The organism is Salmonella sp. SSDFZ54, from assembly GCF_004010735.1.
Lineage (GTDB): Bacteria > Pseudomonadota > Gammaproteobacteria > Enterobacterales > Enterobacteriaceae > Salmonella > Salmonella enterica.
Genome location: NZ_CP034819.1, coordinates 895,438 through 913,115 on the forward strand (window position 1 = coordinate 895,438; position 17,678 = coordinate 913,115).

15 protein-coding genes are annotated in these 17,678 nt (G+C 53.7%); 4 read left to right on the forward strand and 11 right to left on the reverse strand.

Translation table 11 applies throughout. From position 1 onward, the window contains the following. Positions 1 to 118 precede the first annotated feature (118 nt). From recC to rppH, 9 genes are all read right to left on the reverse strand, one after another. The gene (recC, locus tag EOS97_RS04255; RefSeq protein ID WP_000946843.1) at positions 119 to 3,490 is read right to left on the reverse strand and encodes an exodeoxyribonuclease V subunit gamma; all 3,372 of its coding nucleotides are present in this window, start codon (positions 3,488 to 3,490) and stop codon (positions 119 to 121) included. 15 nt (positions 3,491 to 3,505) lie between these two features. Continuing rightward, positions 3,506 to 3,826: a prepilin-type N-terminal cleavage/methylation domain-containing protein gene (locus EOS97_RS04260; RefSeq protein WP_000019293.1), complete on the reverse strand. Its 321-nt coding sequence runs from the start codon at positions 3,824 to 3,826 to the stop codon at positions 3,506 to 3,508. After that, entirely contained in the window at positions 3,811 to 4,218 is a 408-nt protein-coding gene (locus EOS97_RS04265; RefSeq protein WP_001078536.1) for a DUF2509 family protein, read from the reverse strand. The genes EOS97_RS04260 and EOS97_RS04265 overlap by 16 nt, the downstream gene beginning before the upstream one ends. Then, entirely contained in the window at positions 4,215 to 4,778 is a 564-nt protein-coding gene (locus EOS97_RS04270; RefSeq protein ID WP_000029153.1) for a prepilin peptidase-dependent protein, read from the reverse strand. The genes EOS97_RS04265 and EOS97_RS04270 overlap by 4 nt, the downstream gene beginning before the upstream one ends. After that, a complete protein-coding gene (locus EOS97_RS04275) occupies positions 4,769 to 5,239 on the reverse strand; it encodes a prepilin peptidase-dependent protein (RefSeq protein ID WP_000744668.1) in 471 nt (156 codons plus the stop codon). Before EOS97_RS04275 ends, EOS97_RS04270 begins: the two co-directional genes overlap by 10 nt. A 184-nt stretch (positions 5,240 to 5,423) precedes the next feature. Beyond that, on the reverse strand, positions 5,424 to 6,218 hold the full coding sequence (gene thyA / locus EOS97_RS04285) for a thymidylate synthase (protein WP_000816247.1): 795 nt from the start codon (positions 6,216 to 6,218) through the stop codon (positions 5,424 to 5,426). A 6-nt stretch (positions 6,219 to 6,224) separates the two neighbouring features. After that, positions 6,225 to 7,100, reverse strand: coding sequence for a prolipoprotein diacylglyceryl transferase (lgt, locus tag EOS97_RS04290; protein WP_000204645.1), 876 nt, complete (start codon positions 7,098 to 7,100; stop codon positions 6,225 to 6,227). A 215-nt stretch (positions 7,101 to 7,315) separates the two neighbouring features. Further along, on the reverse strand, positions 7,316 to 9,562 hold the full coding sequence (ptsP, locus tag EOS97_RS04295; protein ID WP_000957888.1) for a phosphoenolpyruvate--protein phosphotransferase: 2,247 nt from the start codon (positions 9,560 to 9,562) through the stop codon (positions 7,316 to 7,318). 12 nt (positions 9,563 to 9,574) lie between these two features. Beyond that, positions 9,575 to 10,105: an RNA pyrophosphohydrolase gene (rppH, locus tag EOS97_RS04300; RefSeq protein WP_000564481.1), complete on the reverse strand. Its 531-nt coding sequence runs from the start codon at positions 10,103 to 10,105 to the stop codon at positions 9,575 to 9,577. A gap of 682 nt (positions 10,106 to 10,787) precedes the next feature. On the opposite strand from rppH, the gene mutH reads away from it, so the two are divergent. From mutH to EOS97_RS04320, 4 genes are all read left to right on the forward strand, one after another. Next, on the forward strand, positions 10,788 to 11,483 hold the full coding sequence (mutH, locus tag EOS97_RS04305; RefSeq protein ID WP_001274930.1) for a DNA mismatch repair endonuclease MutH: 696 nt from the start codon (positions 10,788 to 10,790) through the stop codon (positions 11,481 to 11,483). A gap of 181 nt (positions 11,484 to 11,664) precedes the next feature. Continuing rightward, positions 11,665 to 12,378: a TerC family protein gene (locus EOS97_RS04310; protein ID WP_127836123.1), complete on the forward strand. Its 714-nt coding sequence runs from the start codon at positions 11,665 to 11,667 to the stop codon at positions 12,376 to 12,378. A gap of 169 nt (positions 12,379 to 12,547) precedes the next feature. Continuing rightward, positions 12,548 to 12,766 (forward strand): YgdI/YgdR family lipoprotein, encoded by a 219-nt coding sequence (locus EOS97_RS04315; RefSeq protein WP_000758662.1) that lies wholly within the window; start codon positions 12,548 to 12,550, stop codon positions 12,764 to 12,766. Between the two features lie 190 nt (positions 12,767 to 12,956). After that, entirely contained in the window at positions 12,957 to 13,997 is a 1,041-nt protein-coding gene (locus EOS97_RS04320; RefSeq protein ID WP_000558960.1) for an NADP(H)-dependent aldo-keto reductase, read from the forward strand. A gap of 86 nt (positions 13,998 to 14,083) precedes the next feature. Here the strand turns inward: EOS97_RS04320 and lplT are convergent, their stop codons facing one another. Both lplT and aas read right to left on the reverse strand, forming a co-directional pair. Continuing rightward, a complete protein-coding gene (gene lplT / locus EOS97_RS04325; RefSeq protein WP_000004686.1) occupies positions 14,084 to 15,286 on the reverse strand; it encodes a lysophospholipid transporter LplT in 1,203 nt (400 codons plus the stop codon). Beyond that, positions 15,279 to 17,438, reverse strand: coding sequence for a bifunctional acyl-ACP--phospholipid O-acyltransferase/long-chain-fatty-acid--ACP ligase (gene aas, locus EOS97_RS04330; protein ID WP_000896101.1), 2,160 nt, complete (start codon positions 17,436 to 17,438; stop codon positions 15,279 to 15,281). Before aas ends, lplT begins: the two co-directional genes overlap by 8 nt. Between the last annotated feature and the right edge of the window lie 240 nt (positions 17,439 to 17,678).

Consider the following 17,678-nt stretch of genomic DNA (forward strand, 5'->3'; position numbering starts at 1 on the left):
ACCTGAGCAGAACGGGATATTATTGTGCTGAACCAGGCAGCATCTTTTTATCAGTAATCAGTCCGTGACGAAGAGCGCATCATAGTCGAAGCCTTTTAATTGCGCGATTTTCATACAATCAACGAGACTGATTAAAACGAAACAGTGGTAACAGGTAATGTCGGGACTGCGCAATGATAGCCTGCAACGTTTCAGATTCCAGTTGACGCCAAAGACGTTGATACCAGATATCTTCGCCTTCGCCGCTCACCATCATGTTGCCTTCATAAACCTGTAAAAACTTTGTCCTGGCCTTCTGTAAGGTATCATCGTCGTCTAACATGACATCATTTTCAGCGTCATAACAGGCTTTTATCCATGCGCCGCCGCTTTCCGGCAGTACCAATAGTGGAGAAGACATGCCTTCCCGGTAGCCTTCAATCAGTTGCGCCAGGTAAGCCATTGCCTGCGTTTTATCAAGAGGCGGAAATCGCCACTCTCCCTCTTTGCGCAAAAACAGGCGACTTTCGCCACTCCCGCCGCTGGCACAATAGACAAGGTGTTCCAGCCAAAGTTGCACACCTTGCGCCACGCTGATTAAAGCGGGACGCCAGCGCAATAATCCATCCTCCTGTACCTGCGGTAGCCAGCCGGTTAGCTGAACGCCATTGCAAAGCAGATCCACTTCCAGGCTTTGGCTCGGCTTACGGCAGGCGATGACCCGGCTTGCCAGTTGCTGCATCTCCTGACATTGCGCATCCCAGAATATTTCGCCAAACGCGCCGTAAGGCAACTCTCCCGCAGCCCGGAAACGGCGGAACAAGCGTTCGGCGTCGTCCTCTTCAACCAGCGTATTGAGCAACTGTTGGTTAAGTTGATATCGCGTCAATCCCTCTAATTCAAACGGTTCCGCATCAGGAATCTCACTCTCTTCCGAGCGGAAATTAACCTGAAGCCGCATCTGAAAAAATGCGCGTACCGGATGGGCCCAAAAACGCTGCAGACTTTCCAGAGTCAATGTTTCCGGCATCGTAAAAGGAAGCGGCTGCACAAAGTCAGAATGCGCTTTTCCCGACTGACTCGCCGCGGGCAACCACTCTCTGGCATAACTTTGCTGTTCGCCGGGTTGGTAATTTTGCGCATCAAAAGGCATACGGGTATGCAGACGCGTAATATGCGCTTTGACTCGTGCTTCGCTCTCATCACAGGTCAGCGTTTCGTCGCCCGGCAAATAGTGGCTTTGCCCGATGTAATCCACCAATTCTTGCACCAGTACAGAGGGAAAGCGTTCGCTATTATCCTGGATGGAGCGACCGATGTAGCTGATATACAGCGTCTGCTGCGCCGAGATTAACGCTTCCAGAAACAGGTAGCGGTCATCGTCGCGACGGCTTCGATCCCCGCGCATGGGTTTTTGGCTCATCAGGTCAAAGCCCAACGGCGCAAGCTGGCGCGGGTATACGCCGTCGTTCATTCCCAGCAGGCAAACGACTCTGAACGGAATGGAACGCATCGGCATCAGCGTACAAATATTGATGGGGCCCGCCAGGAAGCGCTGGCTAATACGTTCCTGATCCAGACGCTGCGCCAGTTCATCCCGCAGTAGCGAAATCGGTACCGCGTCGCCATATTCCGCCGCGACGCCTTCGGCGATAATGGCCTGCCACTGCTGTTCAATCAATGTCATTGCCGCTTCCGTGTCCGCATCGGGCAGGAAGAAATCATTGAGCATATCGCGACAAACGGGCAACCACTCTTCCAGCGGTCGCTCCTGCGCCAGACCGCGCCGCCAGATATTAAGCTGCATCAGCAGCGAAGCCAGATGCCCGACCAGCTCAGCAATCAGACCGCTGGATTCGTCATAAGGCAGAACCGACTGCCACTCGCCCTGGGCGCTTTCCATCGCATACCCCAGCAGCATACGCGTCAGGCCAAATTGCCACGTATGCTGCCCCGTGGCAGGAAGTTCCAGCTCGCGTACGTTGTCATCGTCAATTCCCCAGCGAATGCCTGACTCATTGACCCACAAGCGCAAATAACGCAGCCCTTCTTCGTTGATCGTAAAGCGGGCAGCCAATACCGGTACGTCTAACAACGCCAGAACATCCTCGGAGACAAAGCGGCTGTCCGGTAACGAAAGTAGGCTGATAAATGCCTGTAACACCGGATGTGACTGACGCGCCCGCCGATCGGAAATGGCATAAGGCAGATAGCGCTCCGTTGGCGCGCTACCAAATACCGCCTGGATAAACGGGCTATAGCTGTCAATATCAGCCACCATAACGATAATGTCGCGCGGCGTTAGTGTCGGATCGGCTTCCAGCATCGCCAGCAGGCGATCGTGCAGTATTTCCACCTCGCGCTGCGGGCTGTGACAAACGTGAAAAGAGAGGCTGTTATCCTCAGGATCGAGCAGACGCTTATTGTCGCTGCGCGAATACTCCTCAAGATTTACGCCCGCCACCGCATGGCTTTCCAGTTCAAGGATATCTGCCTGAATCCGATGCAAAAGATTATCTGGCGTAATATCAACAAACGCATCCAGCTCCTGGCTGTTTTCCAGTTCAGATAGCAGGTAGATATAATCCCGCCCCAGTTTTCCCCATGAGGCCAGTAGCGGATTACCGATATCCTGTTCACCGTCGCTGTTAAATAAGGCTTCCGGATTCTGATTTTCACGGAACAGCGGTAAATGACGGTCTTCAAAAGTGTGACGACGCTGGCGAGCCATGAGTTTTGCCAGCCAGGCTGGGTCTTTAATATCCCCCCAGTAATACCGACACGGATTAGTAAAAAGGAGATGGATTTCAATATGTTTACCCAGCGCCTGCAATGCGCTGAGATACACTGGCGGTAACGCGGAAATGCCGCAAATAAAAACGCGGGACGGCAACCCTGGCGGGCAGGCGGTCGCGCTCTCCAGCGTTTGAATAAAGCGTTGGTAGAGATTGGCGCGATGCCAGCGCGGCTGCCCCAGCGCGGCGGTATATTCCACCAATGCTTTCCACAGCGGCGCCTGCCAGTTTTGCGCCTCCCCCAGACCTTCCACGGTTTGTCCCGCTTCCCACTGCGTAAGCCAGTCAGGCCGATAAACCAGATACTGATCGAACAGGTCGGCGGCGCGCGCGGAAAGCTGAAAGAGTTTGCGTTTATCGGTGTCGTCGGTCAGATAATGGCGCAGCAGTACAAACTCATCCTTATCCAGCAACTGCGGCAGCAAGGTCATCAGTTTCCAGCTCATGCTTTGTTTGCTGAAAGCGCTTTCTTTGGGGATATCCGACAACACGCGGACAAACATCTCCCAGATAAAACTCGCCGGTAACGGAAAAGCGATATTCGCCGCAATACCAAACTTTTGTGAAAGGGTCATCTGCAGCCACTGCGCCATACCCGTGCTTTGTACCAGAATCATTTCTGGTTCAAAGGGATCATCCAGCCGCTCGCGTTCGACGATGAACTCCATCAACGCTTCCAGCACATCCAGACGATTGGAGTGGTAGACCCTTAACATAATTACTCCTGACGATTAACGATTTGGACAATGCAAGCGCGTCATCTGCCCCTGCCTGCCAGAGGGTGAAACCATCGTGACGCTGATGCTGACACATCCCGATTGCATTGTCTGCATCCGGTTGGCCTTCCACCCTTCAGCAGGCGAAAATGGATACAGCGCCGTTTGCTGCCACGCCTGCCGCCAGATCTGGAGATACTGGTGTCGTAATGCAAAACTGTGCATTAATACCCGCTGATAGCCTGACAGCGCGGTGACGATCATTACCATTAGAACCATCGCCACTAAAACTTCCGGGAGGCTAAACCCGCGTTGTAAATTCAGGGGATGCGACATAACGCCACCTCTTTTAACGGACAAAAATCACTCCAGCCGTGGGGAGAAAAGACAATACTTCCCTGAATGACGTTGCCCAAACGCCATAACGTCATGCCGTCATCTTGCGCCGCCATCACCACCTCATCCCCCGATAATCTCCGCAAACAGACTCTTGCTCCTGAAGAGGAATAGCGCCGACATTCCATTTCGGTTACGCCTGACCATAGCTGCCCCCGCCCCCATTCCAGCGCCGACTGTACGAGCGCCTGGCGTTGTATCGCCATGCTCTGCGTCGTCACGCGGGCGGCATAGCTGGCCTGCTGCTGATTTACGCCTTGCAGTAGCAGACTACCCAGAATCAGTATTAAAAGCGCCAGTATTAGCGAAGAAGCGCCACGTTCCCGATTCACAGATTAAATCCCGTTACGCTGTATTGCGCGTCAATAACCGTCTGAGGCTCGGCTTTGCTGGCGCCGCGCAGATGCAGCATGAGCACTGGCGAGAATCCCGTTATATCCCGGCGCTCAACGGTAAACGCCGTGATGAGTACCGTATTGGGATCGGTCATTTTTTCCCATCCCTTACCCTGGCAAGATGTTGCTCCGCGTAATGTCTCCAGAACGTTATCCTTCACACGAAACCCGGTCTGGTCGGCCTCTTTCGCCGGTATGGTATCCCAGACACCGTTATTATTCCCGTCCCACTGAACGATGACACATTGCCCCTGTTCGGCAAGATGTAACCCTTCGCCAATACAGTGGCCATGACAGTAACCCGCACGTTGAAGATGCTTCGCTACGGTATAGGTTCGCTGCCAGATTTCATCTTCCAGCGATAACTGTCGCGTGTTGTGCCAGATCTCACGCTGTAGCGCCGGTAAAAATCGTGCGGACCCAAGCAGTAAAATGGAACCTATCGCCATCGCCAGCACAACCTCCAGTAGCGAGAACCCCCGCGTGGTTATTGACACGTGGCGGCCTCGTTACGCTCGCATAGCCTGATTCGCCCCCAGGAGGAGACGACCAGACGCCACTCTCCGGCAGCGTTTTTCAGTACGATGTGCCCTGCCCATGCCGTATTGCGCAGGCCAAAGAAGGCTAACGACGGCGTGATATCGGCAAGGACGACATCACGCCAGTCGGGCGTAAACACAAAGGGGGAAGATGGCGTACACGATGTTTGCGTAGCAACAGAGCTGACAAAGCACCATGAACCACCTTCGCTGACCACGCGAAGAATGTGATCGCGGTTATGCCAGTGAGCGTCCTCACGAAGTTGCAGCAGGTAATCCCGCACCTGACATGCGGTTTGCCACAGGCGCTGTTGCTGCTGCCAGCGTTGCCAGCCATAAAGTCCTGTGGCGCTGAGAATGATAATGAGCGACATCGCGACCACCGTTTCAATGAGCGTATAGCCCTGTTGTTTTTTCATGTCGGCAGTATGGCGGGCGGAGAAAAAATAACGAGCGCCAAATACAGATTGTTCGGCGCGTTACGGAAAAAAGTTCATGTCTTGCAGCGCGTTGCAAAATTTCAGGAATCCGCGCCGAAGATTGAGACGAAGGGTAAAAAAAACCGACGCGCAATGACGTCGGTTATGGCAGGATCGTCAGCGCTTAGATAGCGACCGGCGCTTTAATACCGGGGTGCGGATCATAGCCTTCAATTTCGAAATCATCGAACCGGTAGTCAAAAAGCGAATCGGGTTTACGCTTAATCACCAATTTCGGCAGCGCGCGAGGTTCACGGCTTAATTGCAGGTGCGTCTGCTCCATATGGTTGCTGTACAGGTGCGTGTCGCCGCCGGTCCAGACAAAATCGCCGACGTCCAGGTCGCACTGTTGCGCCATCATATGCACCAGTAACGCGTAGCTGGCAATGTTGAACGGCAGACCGAGGAACACATCGCAGGAGCGCTGATAAAGCTGACAGGAGAGTTTTCCATCTGCGACATAAAACTGGAAAAAGGCGTGACACGGCGCCAGCGCCATCTTATCCAGCTCGCCGACGTTCCACGCAGAAACGATAATACGACGAGAGTCCGGGTCGTTTTTAAGCTGGCTTAAGACCGTGGCGATCTGATCGATATGGCGGCCATCCGGTGTTGGCCATGCACGCCACTGCTTACCATAAACCGGGCCTAAATCGCCGTTCTCATCGGCCCATTCGTCCCAGATGGTGACATTATTTTCGTGCAGGTAAGCGATGTTGGTATCGCCCTGCAAAAACCATAGCAGTTCGTGAATAATTGAACGTAAATGGCAGCGTTTTGTCGTCACCAGAGGAAAGCCTTCCTGCAGGTTAAAACGCATCTGATGGCCAAAAATGGAAAGCGTGCCGGTGCCGGTACGGTCGTTTTTCTGTGTGCCTTCATCCAGCACTTTTTGCATCAGTTCTAAATACTGTTTCATGGTTCCTCAGGAAACGTGTTGCTGCGGGCGGCGGCGATATGCCCAAACCATCATGATCGCGCCAGCGATAATCATCGGGATAGAGAGAATCTGCCCCATGCTGATGTACTGTACCCACGCGCCGGTAAATTGCGCGTCCGGCTGGCGGAAGAATTCAACAATGATACGAAACGCGCCATAGCCAATCAGGAATAATCCGGAGACTGCGCCCATCGGACGCGGTTTGCGAATAAAGAGATTAAGGATGATAAACAGCACCACGCCTTCTAATGCCAGTTCATACAACTGGGAAGGGTGGCGCGGCAATACGCCGTAGGTATCAAAAATAGGCTGCCATTGCGGATGTGACGGCAGCAGCGCAATATCTTCCGCGCGTGAGCCAGGAAAGAGCATGGCAAACCGGAAGTCAGGATCGACGCGCCCCCACAATTCACCGTTGATAAAGTTGCCCAGACGCCCGGCGCCCAGGCCGAACGGAATTAACGGCGCAATAAAATCAGACACCTGAAAGAACGAGCGCTTCGTGCGCCTGGCGAAGATAATCATCACCAGTATCACACCGATAAGCCCGCCGTGGAAGGACATGCCGCCGTCCCAGACGCGGAATAAATAGAGCGGGTTATCCAGAAACAGAGGGAAGTTATAAAACAGGACATAGCCAATACGCCCCCCCAGGAAGACCCCCAGGAAACCTGCATAGAGTAAATTTTCAACTTCGTTTTTGGTCCAACCGCTTCCCGGACGGTTAGCACGACGCACCGCCAACCACATCGCGAAAACGAACCCCACCAGATACATCAAGCCATACCAGTGAAGCGCGACGGGCCCAATTGAGAAAATGACCGGATCAAAGTCCGGAAAATGCAGATAGCTACTGGTCATCTGTCACCACAATTTCTTGTTATTTCGCTGAAGAGATAGCGATTGATAAGCGCGCCTGCGCGTTGCAGACGCTCCAAAGGTGCGAATAATAGCACAAGGGTTAAAAGCGAGATGCCGATTACCGTTAAAAGATATGTATACGCATTGTCTTTCATCTTGCAGGCGTGTTGTCTGCGCCGTGAATCCACAGTCACTCTCTTTTCCCGCTCCAGTCGTTACAACCCTCCGCGAATCAATCCCCCCATCCCGCGGCGCTCCATAAACGCCGCCACCTGATGACGCACTTCGGTCGCCATCTGCGCCTCAAGGCTGCGTCTGGCAAGAGTTTGCGCGTCTTCAAAATCGATATGCCGCAGCAGATATTTCACACGCGCTACCGAACGGCCATTCATTGAAAGATGGCGATATCCCAGACCGATAAGAATCGCCACGCACATCGGATCGCCCGCCATCTCGCCGCACAAGCGAAGATCGAGGCCATTTTTTTCGGCTTCCTGCGCAATCATGGACAGCGCGCGCAGCATAGCCGGATGCAGACTGTCGTAAATACTGGCCACGCGGGTATTGTTGCGATCTACCGCCAGGATATATTGCGTTAAATCGTTGGTGCCGACCGAGATAAAGTCGATCCGGTTAGCCAGATGCGGCAGCATAAATACCATTGATGGCACTTCCAGCATAATGCCGATACGCGGTTTCGGGATCGCATAGCCGATCATCTCCTCGACCTCGCGCCCGGCGCGTTCGATCAGACGCCGCGCTTCATCGACTTCATCAATACTGGTGACCATCGGCAGCAAAATGCTGAGGTTGCCAGTCGCCGCATTGGCGCGCAGCATCGCGCGGACCTGGATCAAAAAGATCTCCGGCTGATCCAGCGTAATGCGGATCCCGCGCCAGCCCAGACACGGGTTCTCCTCGCTGATCGGCATATAGGGCAGTTGCTTATCCGCTCCCACATCCAGGGTCCGCAGCGTCACCGGTTTATCGTTAAACATTTGCAGCATCCCTTGATACTGCGCCACCTGCTCTTCTTCCGAGGGAAACCCGCTTTGCAGCATAAAGGGAATTTCAGTACGGTACAGGCCGATACCGTCGATCCGACTGCCTAACTTTTCCTCATGCTCGGGGCTGAGCCCGGCATTCAGCATCACTTTGACTCGCTCGCCGCTTTTCAGTTGGGCGGGAAGATTGACGTCGTCCTCCGCCAGACGACTGAGTTCTATCTCTTCACTAATGAGTCGCTGATATTCCTGAATAAGCACGGGTTCAGGATCGACCAGTAATTCACCGCGATAGCCATCCACCACCAACGTACGGCGATGTAGCACCGAAGGCTGGATATCCGCGCCCATGACGGTCGGGATACCGAGCGCGCGCACCATAATCGCCGCATGCGAGTTTGCCGCGCCGTCGCGCACTACAACGCCCGCCAGCCTGTCCTGCGGCAGCTCCGCCAGGGTGGTCGCCGACAGCTCATCCGCGACCAGAATAAAACGTTCCGGCCAGGCGTTTGGCCCCTGAACTGAATCATCAAGGTGGAATAACAGCCGCTGCCCCAGCGTGCGTAAGTCTCCCGCACGTTCTTTGAGGTAGTTATCGGTTAGCGCCGCAAATTGCTCGGCAAATTTTTCGATGATTTTTTTAACGGCCCACTCCGCAACAGCGCCTTTGTCGACCTCGGCGAAGAGTTCGCGACGCAGTCTGGCATCTGAAAGCAGGTGTGAGTACAGATCGAAAATGGCCGCCGTCTCTTTTTGCGCGCCGGCGGCAAAGCGTTTGCTGTATCGTCGGAATTCGTTCGCCGCCTCTTCCAGCGCGCCGGTCAGTCGTTCGCGTTCAAGAGAGGTATCCAGCGTAGACGCTTCGTAAACCTGTTCCATCAGCGGCATGGTCGCGTCTTGCCAGCCCGTTGCGATAGCCACGCCCGGCGCCGCAGGAAGCGCGCGGATTCGCGTCTGCCGGTATTGCCCGAACAGCGCTGTGACCTGCGACTGTGACAGGATAGCCGCCATCTGCGTAGCGAGCGTGACGAGGAAAGACTCTTCGCTTTCATCGTACTGGCGCAATTCGCGCTGCTGTACGACCAGCACGCCGAGAAGTTGGCGACGCTGAATGATCGGCACGCCGAGAAACGCGCGAAAACGCTCCTCTTTTACCGAAGGAATGTATTTAAAGCTGGGATGTTTTTGCGCATCGGCAAGGTTAATGGGTTCCGCCAGCCTGCCCACCAGACCGACGATCCCCTCATCAAACGCAAGCGCAACGGTTCGACCACGCGGTTTTTTCAACCCCCGCGTCGCCATCAGGTAATAACAGCGTCGGTCATGATCGGCCAGGTAAACCGAGCAAACCTCTGTATCCATCGCAAGACAGATATCCGTGACCAGAATATTCAGCGCCTCGTTCAGACGCGGCGCACTGGCCACTTTTTCGACTATTTCGCGCAGGCGAGTGAGCATAATTTGCGTGGCTTAACCTCTTTTACGTCGATAAGCAGGCGCGCTTTGTAGCTTAGGGGGATTATCCTGAAGCGCCATGACAACACTTGCAAACTCTTTCATTACCCTGCGGTAGACATCGCGTTTAAATGACACCACTTGTCGAACCGGATACCAGTAACTTACCCAGCGCCAGCCGTCAAACTCCGGCGTACTGCTGGTTTGCATATTGATTTCGGCGTCGGCGCTCATTAACTGCAAAAGAAACCACTTTTGTTTCTGGCCGATACATACCGGCTTTGTGTCCCAACGCACCAAACGTTTTGGTAACTTGTAACGCAACCAGTTGCGAGTAGAAGCAAGGATCCGCACATCTTTACGGCTTAACCCAACTTCTTCAAACAGTTCCCGGTACATCGCCTGTTCTGCCGACTCCCCTGGATTTATCCCGCCCTGCGGGAACTGCCAGGAGTGCTGACCAAATCGCCGGGCCCACATCACCTGCCCCTGACGATTACAAATTACGATACCTACATTTGGGCGGTAGCCATCGTCATCAATCACCGGACTACCTCAACATAAACCTTATATATGAACGATTGTTTCATACTCCAGTGAGGCGGTAAACCACTCTGTAATAGTGACACAGCCTAATAACAATTGAATAACTCACAGTAAATAGCCGAGTTATAAACAGATGATGACGCCCTTGCGCCATTTTATTCACCTTTTCTGTGGATATAGTTGTGAAGAAGTATGGAATTACCACGGGAAAACCCAGAACAGTCTGAATTCCTCATGCGGAAAACAGTAAAAATAGTGCCTTATATTCATTGTGTTATAGACAAATCTTACATGCCACCTTCATAAAGCGTGACCAGCATCACATCTAAGATCCTTATGCTGATGAAAGATCAACCAGCGTCGGTTTTATCCACAGATTGTGCCAATAACTTACGCACTATTTGTCTGAATTTTCGATTTTCGTCGCACGTCAAGGCTGTAAATGGAAACAGTAGTGGCGGTTTTACACAGTTATCCCAACTTTCTGTGGATAACATAGTGTAAGATCCTGTTTATTGTCAGTGACCAGAATTGGAAAACCCGCTTCAGCGTTGCGCAACACGAAGAAACAACACAAAAAAGGCAATAAAAATCAGTCTATTGAATATAAGACACAGAAAAAGATAAACTCTGCCCATACGGTATAAAATCACTGCTCATTTTTTGACCTAAGGTAATTGTCATGTCCGCTCTTTGTCCGCTACTGACTCCGCCTGCTTCGGAAGCATTGCTGTTAGCCCAGGCGCGGCAGCTTTCCGGCTATACGTTAGGCGAGCTGGCGGCGATGGCCGGCATTACCACGCCTAAAGATTTGAAGCGAGACAAAGGCTGGATTGGCGTCTTGCTGGAGATCTGGCTCGGCGCCAGCGCCGGGAGCAAGCCGGAGCAGGATTTCGCCGCGTTAGGCGTAGAACTGAAAACCATCCCGGTGGATAGTCTGGGTCGTCCTCTGGAAACAACCTTTGTTTGCGTGGCGCCGTTAACCGGTAACAGCGGCGTGACCTGGGAGACAAGTCACGTACGGCATAAATTGAAGCGCGTGCTATGGGTGCCGGTCGAAGGCGATCGCAGCATACCGTTAGCCGAACGCCGCGTAGGTTCGCCTCTACTCTGGAGTCCGAGTGAAGAAGAGGACAGGCAGCTACGCCTCGACTGGGAAGAGCTGATGGACATGATAGTGCTGGGCCAGGTGGAACGCATTACCGCCCGCCATGGCGAAGTCTTGCAACTACGACCCAAAGCCGCCAATGCCAGGGCGCTCACCGAGGCTATCGGCGCGCGCGGGGAACCTATTTTGACGCTACCGCGTGGATTTTATCTGAAAAAAAATTTTACGCAGGCGCTGCTGGCTCGCCATTTTTTATTGCAGAATCCGTAACGTCCATTACACGCAAATGCGCCTCCGCTATGGCTACGCATCGAGCCGGCGCCGGATAAACGTAAGCGTATTGACGCCGCTATTTTACACCGTTCCTGGTTGCGCAAATTCAGCCTGGGCTTTCGCCCGTCACTCGACGGGCCTATAATTACCGCTTCTTTTTTTGGCAGGACTTTGTTCGATGTTATTTGCATGGATAACCGATCCTAATGCCTGGCTGGCGCTCGGTACGCTGACGCTGCTGGAGATTGTACTTGGGATCGACAACATTATTTTTCTTTCTCTGGTGGTAGCAAAACTTCCTACGGCGCAACGGAACCACGCACGGCGGCTTGGGTTGGCGGCGGCGATGGTCATGCGTCTGGCGCTGCTGGCGTCAATCGCCTGGGTCACTCGTCTGACTAATCCGCTGTTTGAGCTTTTCGGCGAAGCGATTTCCGCCCGCGATCTCATTCTGTTACTGGGCGGGTTATTTTTAATCTGGAAAGCCAGCAAGGAGATCCATGAGTCCATCGAAGGCGAAGAAGAAGGGTTAAAAACCCGGGTTTCTTCTTTCCTGGGCGCAATTGTACAGATTATGCTGCTGGATATTATTTTCAGCCTTGATTCAGTTATCACAGCGGTTGGCCTCTCCGATCATCTGTTTATTATGATGACGGCAGTCGTTATTGCCGTGGGCGTCATGATGTTTGCGGCACGGCCCATCGGCGAGTTTGTCGATCGCCATCCTTCGGTAAAAATGCTGGCGCTCTCCTTTCTGATCCTGGTTGGCTTTACCCTGATTCTGGAAAGTTTCGACGTTCACGTTCCGAAAGGGTATATCTATTTCGCCATGTTCTTCTCTATCGCAGTAGAGAGCCTGAACCTGTTGCGTAATAAAAAGAATCCGCTGTAATCCTGTCTCGCTCCCCCGCCGGGGAGCGAATACTCACTTTATTTCCTTTCTTCTCACAGATTAAGATTTTGCTGCTTCCGACATGCAGAGCTGCGCGTTATTACTAGACTATTATCAGACATATGATTAACAGACTATTATCAGATGCAGGCTATGTGAGGACAAACGGATGAAAAAGTGGGCAGTTGTAATTTCCGCAGTAGGGTTGGCTTTTGCGGTATCCGGATGCAGCAGCGATTATGTAATGGCGACGAAAGATGGTCGTATGATCCTGACCGATGGAAAACCACAAGTTGACGATGATACCGGTCTGGTCAGCTATACCGATGCACAGGGAAACGAGATGCAAATCAACCGTGACGAAGTGTCTCAAATCATCGAACGTTAAGCGGTGGCCTGTGATCGAGGTCAGCGTTCTGCAAGCCTTCAGGCTGCGTCCCGTAACGGTGCGTGGCGACCACGCCCGGTAACAATTACGCCGCGCAGCCTGCAATTTTACTTTCCCTTTTGCCTTCCCTCTGCCATTTTTATTGTCCTTTGTCGGGAATTTCTGACTTCATAATAAAAAGGAAACGGCTATGCACTATCACCGTATACCCCACAGCTCGCTCGAAGTAAGTACGCTAGGGCTGGGCACAATGACATTTGGTGAACAAAACAGCGAAGCCGACGCTCACGCACAGCTCGACTATGCCATCGCAAATGGCATTAACCTTATCGATGCCGCCGAGATGTATCCGGTACCGCCGCGCCCGGAAACACAAGGGCTGACGGAGTCCTATATCGGTAACTGGCTCGCCAAACGCGGCAACCGTGAAAAACTGATCATCGCCAGCAAAGTTAGCGGACCGGCACGTAATAATGATCAAGGCATCCGGCCTCATCAGGCGCTGGATCGTAAAAATATTCGCGAAGCGCTACACGACAGTTTGACCCGGTTGCAGACCGACTATCTGGATTTGTATCAGGTGCACTGGCCGCAGCGCCCCACTAACTGCTTCGGTAAACTCGGCTATAACTGGACGGACTCCACGCCAGTAGTAAGTCTGCTGGAGACGTTAGACGCGCTAAGTGAGTTTCAGCGAGCGGGTAAGATTCGTTATATTGGCGTTTCAAATGAGACAGCGTTTGGCGTTATGCGCTATCTGCATCTGGCGGAAAAACATGACCTGCCGCGTATTGTCACGATCCAGAACCCCTATAGCCTGTTAAACCGCAGCTACGAGGTCGGGCTGGCGGAAGTCAGCCAGTATGAAGGTGTTGAATTGCTCGCCTATTCCTGTCTGGCGTTTGGCACATTAACCGGTAAATACCTGAACGGGGCCAAACCCGCAGGCGCGCGGAATACCTTGTTCAGCCGCTTCACACGTTACAGCGGCGAACAGGCGCAAAAAGCCGTTGCCGCCTACGTCGATATCGCGAAGCGTCACAATCTTGATCCGGCGCAGATGGCGCTGGCCTTTGTTCGCCGCCAGCCGTTTGTCGCCAGTACGTTACTGGGCGCAACCACGATGGCGCAGCTCAAGACGAATGTGGAAAGTCTGCATCTGACGTTAAGCGAAGAGGTTCTGGCGGAGATTGAGGCGGCGCATCAGGTTTATACTTATCCGGCGCCGTGATGGTCAGTGCCCGGTGGCGCTACGCTTCCGGGCTTACAGAGACAATGTAAGCCGGATAACGCGCACTCGCCGCCCGGCATATTCACTCAGTATGATGCCTGCCGGCGCTGCCAGATCCACAGCGCCGCGATCGCCAGCGCGAACAGCACGCCAAAGCCGATACCTATCGCCACTGCCGGAACGCCAACCAGCACCGCCAGCGAGTACAGTCCCAGCATTAATAGCATGGCGCTATTCTCGCCCAGATTTTGTACGGCAATGGCATTCCCGGCGCCAACGCTCTTCTTACCGCGCTCCTGGAGCAAAGCGTTGAGCGGCACCACAAAAAAGCCGCCCAGCATACCTATCAACAGCAACAAGGCATAAGCAGGCAGCAATGCGTGCTGTAATGAGAAGATCGCAACCACAACGCCAATCAAAATCCCGGCGGGCATACAGCGCGATACGGTTTCCAGCGTCACCAGTTTTGCCGCCGCGCCCGCGCCGACCACAATGCCTACCGCCACCATGGCGTTCAGGTAAGTCGGCGTGGCGTTATCCGTAATCCCCAGCGCCACCGGCACCCACAGCACCAGCAGAAAACGCAGCGTCACGCCTGCGCCCCAGAATAGCCCGGTCCCCACCAGCGAAAACCGCGTTTCACCGTTACGCCAAAGGACAACGCAAGCGCTGAAGAAGCTACGCGTCATCGCCGACAACCGCCAGGATTGTCCTGGACGCGCCGCCACAAGCTTCGGGATAAACAGGTTCGCCGCCACTGCGCCAGCGTAGGCCAACGCGCAGGCAACCAGCGCGGCGATGACATGCCAGTCGGCCAATACGCCGCCCGCGACGGAACCGAGCAAAATCGCCGCAATCGTAGAGGCTTCCATCAGACCATTGGCTTTCACCAGCTTATCGCCCGTCGTCAGTTCGCCCAAAATACCGTATTTCGCCGGAGAATAAGCCGCCGCGCCAATCCCGACCAACGTATAACCGACAAAAGGATTTACGCCGAGGCAGATACCTGCCGCTCCCGCCAGTTTAAGACCATTGGCGACCATCATCACCCGGCCTTTGGCAAAGCTGTCCGCTATCTGGCCGACAAACGGCGCAAAAAGAATGTAAGCGCCCACAAACACCATTTGCAAAACAGGCTGGCTCCAGTCCGGGTAAAACTGAGCTTTCAGCAGTGCCAGCGTCGCGAACAGCAGCGCATTATCGCCAAAAGCCGAGAGAAACTGCGCGACAATCACCGACAGCATCCCTTTCGACCAGATGGAGGTGTTAGTACGTACTGACTCACTCATGATGTTGTTCCGGCGCATCCACCCAACTTTTCAGCGTCACAAAATCGGGTTTCCCGCTGCCAAGCAAGGGAAGCTGCTTCAGATAACGGATATCACGCGGGACGGCAAGTTCCGGAATACCGTGTTCACGGGCATAGTGCTGTAACTTTTCTCGGGTGAGTTCGCTGTCAGTCGTAAACAGTACCAGCGCTTCACCTTTGCTGGCATCGCTTTTAATGGCGGTAGCGTGCATTTTGTCCGCCGAAACGCCAAGCGCCAGTTGCTCGACCATCTCCAGCGAGACCATTTCGCCAGCAATTTTCGCAAAGCGTTTCGCGCGCCCCTGAATCTGCACAAAACCATTTTCATCGAAGCGTACAATATCGCCCGTGTCGTACCAGCCGCGCTCAGTTTCGCCTCTGGCGTTTTCCGCCGACGGCACCTCCAGCACGCCCGGTTTTTCCACGCGCAGATAGCCATTCATGATATTCGGCCCTTTCAGCTGTAGCCGACCGCCGTTTTCAATACCGGGCACCGCCAGCAGACGCGCGTCCATGCCAGGCAGAATGCGGCCAACAGTGCCAGGCTTAGCCGCCATCGGCACGTTAATCGAGACTACTGGCGCGCATTCCGTTACCCCGTAGCCCTCAAGAATGCGCAGACCGAATTTATCCTGCCACAGTTGTTTGGTGCTCTCTTGAAGTTTTTCCGCACCGGCCACCACATAGCGCAGGCGATAAAAATCATACGGATTGGCAAAGCGCGCATAGTTGCCGAGGAAGGTTGACGTACCAAACAGCACGGTACAGTTACGGTCATAGACCAGTTCCGGCACAATGCGATAGTGCAGCGGACTTGGATAAAGAAATACTTCCGCGCCGGTCAACAACGGCGTAAACAGGCCCACCGTCAAACCGAACGAGTGAAAGAGCGGCAGCGCCGACATAAAACGGTCATTGGCGGTGAAATCCGCAATCGTTTTTATCTGCTCGACGTTCGCCAGAATGCTTTTATGGCTGTGCACCACCCCTTTCGGGTGCCCTTCCGAGCCGGAGGTAAAAAGAATGATCGCCGCGTCTTCCGGCTGCTGTTTTACCTGCGCCAGTCGCGGCGCCAGGAGGTGGGCAAAAATCCACAGCTTGTCGGCGGGTGTGACGTCCGCTTTTAAATCTTCCAGGTAAACCCAGCGAACCTGCGTTAGCTGCTCCGGCAGGTGCCACAATTTACCTTTATCGAGGAACTGGCGGGAGGTAAAAATCGTTTTAATTTCCGCCGCGGTAATCGCGCTGGTCAGCCCTTTTACCCCCGCCGTGTAGTTCATCATGGCCGGAATGCGGCGACGAGAAACCGCGCCGAAAATCACCGCCGCGCTGATGGCGGCATTCGGCAGCATTAAACCGATTTTCTCGCCCTCAACGCTGTACTTTTCCAGAATCCGGCCAACAAAAAGCGTCTTGGTCAGTAACTTACGATACGTATCCGGCGTAAAGTTAATGTCCTCAATACAGTTTTTACCCGCGCCGTAACGATATTGCGCCGCCAGCAACGATTCGTATAACGTCTCGCGCGGGCGCACCGCCATACGCGCTTCCATCATGATCTGGTGCAGCATCTCACCCGCTATCTTACGTCTGTCGCGCGCGCGCGGCGCTTCCGGCATCGGTATTTGCGTCGGCGGTAAAATATGAAGCTGAATGCGGGGGAATAAGCGCCGTTTAACCAGACCTTTCAGGCGACTGAAAGGGGTAAGCTCCGCGCCGTCAATACGGAGCGGAATGACGGTTGCGCCCGATTTTGCCGCCACAAAGCCTGCGCCGTCATAAATTTTCATCAGCGAGCCGGTCACGGAAATCCGCCCTTCCGGGAAAATCACCACTGGACGCCCCTGCTCCACCAGACGCACCAGGTGTTTAATGGACATGGGTTTAGTGGGATCGAGCGGTACAAAATCGATCAGCGGCGTTAACCAGCGCATATACCATTGCTGGCTGATGGAGGTATATACCGCAAAGACAGGCCGTACCGGCAAAAACAGCGCCAGTAGCATACCATCGATAAATGAAACGTGATTGGGGGTAATTAAGACCCGGTTCCCCTGTAGCGCCCGGACATCGCCAGTGACGCGCACACGATAAAGCACGCGAAACAGGTTACGGAAAAATCCAAACAGCATTTCAACTCCCTTTGGCCGACAATTCGCTAAAACATGAGTTGTGGCAGATTACACGAGTTGCGTAACAGGAGCGATAGCAAAATAGGTTCGAAAAAAAACCTGCGCATCCGCGCAGGTTGGTGCAAGAGACAGGTACGAAGAGCGTACCGAATAATCTCACCAATCAATACCTCTGGGATCTTGATTGTGGGCTTCGCGCGTCTGCATCGCCAGTCCGAAAACGCAAAGGAATAAACGGAA